5 protein-coding genes are annotated in these 3,437 nt (G+C 62.7%); 1 reads left to right on the top strand and 4 read right to left on the bottom strand.

Features of this window, described 5'->3' with window-relative positions; all coding sequences use genetic code 11:
- The 4 genes from EN939_RS25970 to EN939_RS25955 form a co-directional block, all read right to left on the bottom strand.
- Positions 1-707: rhomboid family intramembrane serine protease (locus EN939_RS25970; protein ID WP_164751218.1), on the bottom strand; the 707-nt coding region annotated here is incomplete at its 3' end.
- Between the two features lie 28 nt (positions 708-735).
- Positions 736-1,317 (bottom strand): cob(I)yrinic acid a,c-diamide adenosyltransferase, encoded by a 582-nt coding sequence (locus tag EN939_RS25965; RefSeq protein ID WP_127270629.1) that lies wholly within the window; start codon positions 1,315-1,317, stop codon positions 736-738.
- A 22-nt stretch (positions 1,318-1,339) separates the two neighbouring features.
- On the bottom strand, positions 1,340-1,531 hold the full coding sequence (locus tag EN939_RS25960; RefSeq protein ID WP_013529428.1) for a twin transmembrane helix small protein: 192 nt from the start codon (positions 1,529-1,531) through the stop codon (positions 1,340-1,342).
- Positions 1,532-1,556: 25 nt separating this feature from the next.
- Positions 1,557-2,423, bottom strand: coding sequence for an SDR family oxidoreductase (locus EN939_RS25955; protein WP_127270628.1), 867 nt, complete (start codon positions 2,421-2,423; stop codon positions 1,557-1,559).
- A gap of 55 nt (positions 2,424-2,478) precedes the next feature.
- On the opposite strand from EN939_RS25955, the gene EN939_RS25950 reads away from it, so the two are divergent.
- Positions 2,479-3,330, top strand: a complete 852-nt coding sequence (locus EN939_RS25950) for a YihY/virulence factor BrkB family protein (RefSeq protein WP_127270626.1) — start codon at positions 2,479-2,481, stop codon at positions 3,328-3,330.
- The last annotated feature ends 107 nt before the right edge of the window (positions 3,331-3,437 follow it).

The raw sequence follows: 3,437 nt of genomic DNA, 5'->3' as shown, positions 1-3,437 counted from the left end.
GGAGCGGTGGGCGCGACGTCCTCGTCGGCGCCGGCAAACAGCGGCACGCCGCGGCTGCGCAGGACGAGCACAAGAACGGCTCCGGCAATGATGCCGCCGATATGGCAGGCCCACGAAATCTGGTCCTCGCCGCCGGCGGCAAACATCACCACCTGGAACAGCACCCACAAGATGAGCGGGATGAAGGCCGGGATGCGGAGCGGAATGCGGGCAAAGGCCAGCACCCAGACCTTCACCCTGGGATAAAGGATCAGATAGGCGACGACCACGCCGGCGATGGCGCCGGAGGCACCGATCAGCGGCGCCTGCGAATCCCAGGCGACGAGGCCCTGGAAAGCGGCGCCGGCGATCGCGCACAACAGGTAGAAGATGAGGTAGCGGATGTGGCCGAGCGCATCCTCGACATTGTCGCCGAACACCCACAGGAACAGCATGTTGCCGCCGAGATGGAAGATGTCTGCATGCAGGAAGGAATAGGTGAGGTAGCTCAGGCTTTCGGGGATGACGATGAAACGGGGATCGAGCTCGGCGGTGTCATGGACGACCGACGGGATGAAGCCGAGACCAAGCACGGCGGCATTGGAGAAACTCTCGCCGCCGAGCGCGGTGGCAAGGTAGACCAGGGCATTGACCACGATCAGCCCGATGGTCACATATTGCAGCCTGATGTGCCGCAGCCTGTTGGTGTCGTAAAGCGGGATGAACATGCCCCAGGCCCTCTTCCGCTTTCGACAATCAGCGGTTCTTGCCGGGAACCCATAGCACGTCGGCGTTTCCGTTGTCATTGACCGCCCGGGCGGCGACAAACAGGAAATCCGAGACCCGGTTGATGTATTTCAGACCGTCGCGGTTGACGTGCTCGTCCGGATCCTGGGCAAGGGCCACGATCAGCCTTTCGGCCCGCCGCGCCACGGTGCGGGCAAGGTGAAGTGCCGCCGCTGCCGGCGTGCCGCCATTGAGCACGAAGGATTTGAGCGGCTGAAGCTCCTTGTTGAGAAGGTCGATGTCCTTTTCGACCCGGTCGGTCTGCACGGCGACGATCCGAAGCGGCTCATAGCCGAGCGGCTTGCCGTCGTCGGGCACGGCGAGATCGGCGCCGAGGTCGAACAGATCGTTCTGGATGCGGGAAAGCATGGCGTCGATCGCGGGATGGATCGCGGCCGTGTGGACCCGGGCGATGCCGATGCAGGCATTGGCTTCGTCGACCGTGCCGTAGGCGTCTACCCGCAGGTCGGATTTCAGCCGCCTCTCGCCGGTGCCGAGACCCGTGGTGCCATCATCGCCGGTGCGGGTGTAGATCTTGTTGAGCTTGACCATTTCGCCTCCCCGCCGACATCCCTCACTTGCGGGTGAAATACACCGCAAGCAGGATCAGCACCAGCGCCACGGCCTGCAGCATGACGCGCGCCTGCATCAGCTTGTTCGATGTGACGCCGGAGCCGCCGCGCATCATATTGATGAGGCCACGAACAAGCACGACCGCAACGGCGACCATGACCAGAATGGCGAGAATGTTGAAGACGGTTGCCATTGTTTCGTTCCAGTTGTTTTGGCGTTCAGGCGCGTTTGGCCATCAGGCGGTAAAGCATCGATGCAGGCAGGATGCGTTTGAGCACCGCACCGATCCTGGCCGGCACTGTTACCACATAGTGCGGGCGTGGGCGCCGCGACAGAAGTGCATGGCGCAGCGCCGCATGAACGACTTCCGGCCCTGGCTTCAAGGCCGATTGGCTGCCGCCGGTCCGCAGCCGCTCGAGTTGCGCCGCATAGTCCACGCGGTGCACGGAATTCTCGTGGTCGATGTTGCTGAGAAACCAAATGAGGCCATTGCTGGCGATCTTCGACTTCACCGGCCCCGGCTCGATCAGCGAAACGTGGACGCCGCTGCCGGCCAGTTCCTGGCGCTGGCAGAGCATCAAGGCCTCCAGTGCATGCTTCGACGCGGAATAGGCGCCGCGAAAGCGCACCGGCACGAGGCCAAGGATCGACGAACAGTGGACGATGCGGCCGTCACCCTGGCGGCGCATCACCGGCACCAGCCGGCGGGTCAAATCATGCCAGCCGAAGAAATTCGCCTCGAACTGCTGCTTGAGCGCCGCAACGGGCAGATCCTCGACGGCGCCCGGCTGCGCATAGGCGCCGTTGTTGAAAAGGGCGTCGAGCCGGCCGCCGGTGCGGTCGAGCACCGCCGCCACCAGCGAGGCGATGGAGTCCGGCTCGCAATAATCGAGATAGAAGGCCTCGATGCCATCGGCTTCGAGCGCGGCGATGTCCTGCGGCTTGCGCGCCGTTGCGAACACCCGCCAGCCTTCTGCCTTCAACGCGCGGGCGCAGTACGCGCCTATTCCCGAAGACGCACCGGTGATGATAATCGAGCGCAACTTTCGCGCCGGACTGTTCGTGGTTTCGCCAAGGGTTGCCATTTGCCGCAATCCCTTCCCATATTCCCGGCGTGGAGACAATTGGAGGGCGCGGTTCTTGTTGCGGAAGATCGTAGCCCTCAAGCGGGTCCTCTACGACGCGCTCGGCCATTTCAACACCGATGACGGCTGGGCGATGGCCAGCCATCTGGCGATCACATCGCTGATGGCACTGTTCCCGTTCCTGATCTTCGCGACGACGCTGGCGAGCTTCCTGGGCGCGCAGGCGTTCTCCGACACCGCCGTGCATCTGGTCTTCGACACCTGGCCCGAACAGATCGCCAAGCCGATCGCGCGCGAAGTGCTCAATGTGCTGACCGTCCGGCGCACCGACCTTTTGACCTATGGTGTGGTGCTTGCTGCCTATTTTGCGTCGAACGGCATCGAGGCGCTGCGCACGTCGCTCAACCGCGCCTATCGCGTTTCGGAAACGCGCGGCATCATCTACCGCCGGGTGCAGAGCATCATCTTCGTTCTCATCGCCACGGCCGGTTTCCTGGCGATCAGCGTGCTCCTGGTGTTCGCGCCGCTGCTGGCGCGGATCGCCGAAGCCCATATCGACTGGATCAAGCCCTATATGGGCACCATCACGCTGTGGCGTTACGTCATCGCTTCGGCGGTCATTGTCGGCGGATTGTTTGCCGTGCATTTCTGGCTGCCGGCGGGCAAGCGCCGCTTCGTCTCGCTGGTGCCGGGCATCGTCTTCACGCTGGCGGCATGGCTTATCGGTTCGACCATCTTCGCCACCTATCTCGACCACTTCTCGTCCTATGTGACGACCTATGCCGGCCTGGCCTCGATCATGATCGCCGTGGTCTTCCTCTACATGGTCTCGGCGATCTTCATCCTTGGCGGCGAGCTCAATGCTGCGATCAGCCGCTATCTGGAGGCACGTGCGCGGGTGGGATGACAGGTAGAATTGAGGAATTGAAGAACTGAAGGATTGGAGAAAAAGCGGGCCATATCCGGCGCTGTCTGTGCTTCTTCCTCAATTCCTCAATTCCTCAATTCCTCAAT

Source organism: Mesorhizobium sp. M7A.F.Ca.CA.002.05.1.1 (assembly GCF_003998335.1).
In the GTDB taxonomy this organism is placed as follows: Bacteria; Pseudomonadota; Alphaproteobacteria; order Rhizobiales; family Rhizobiaceae; genus Mesorhizobium.
The sequence above is the reverse complement of the archived record's forward strand: the minus strand, read 5'-3'. Positions and strand labels throughout refer to the sequence as shown.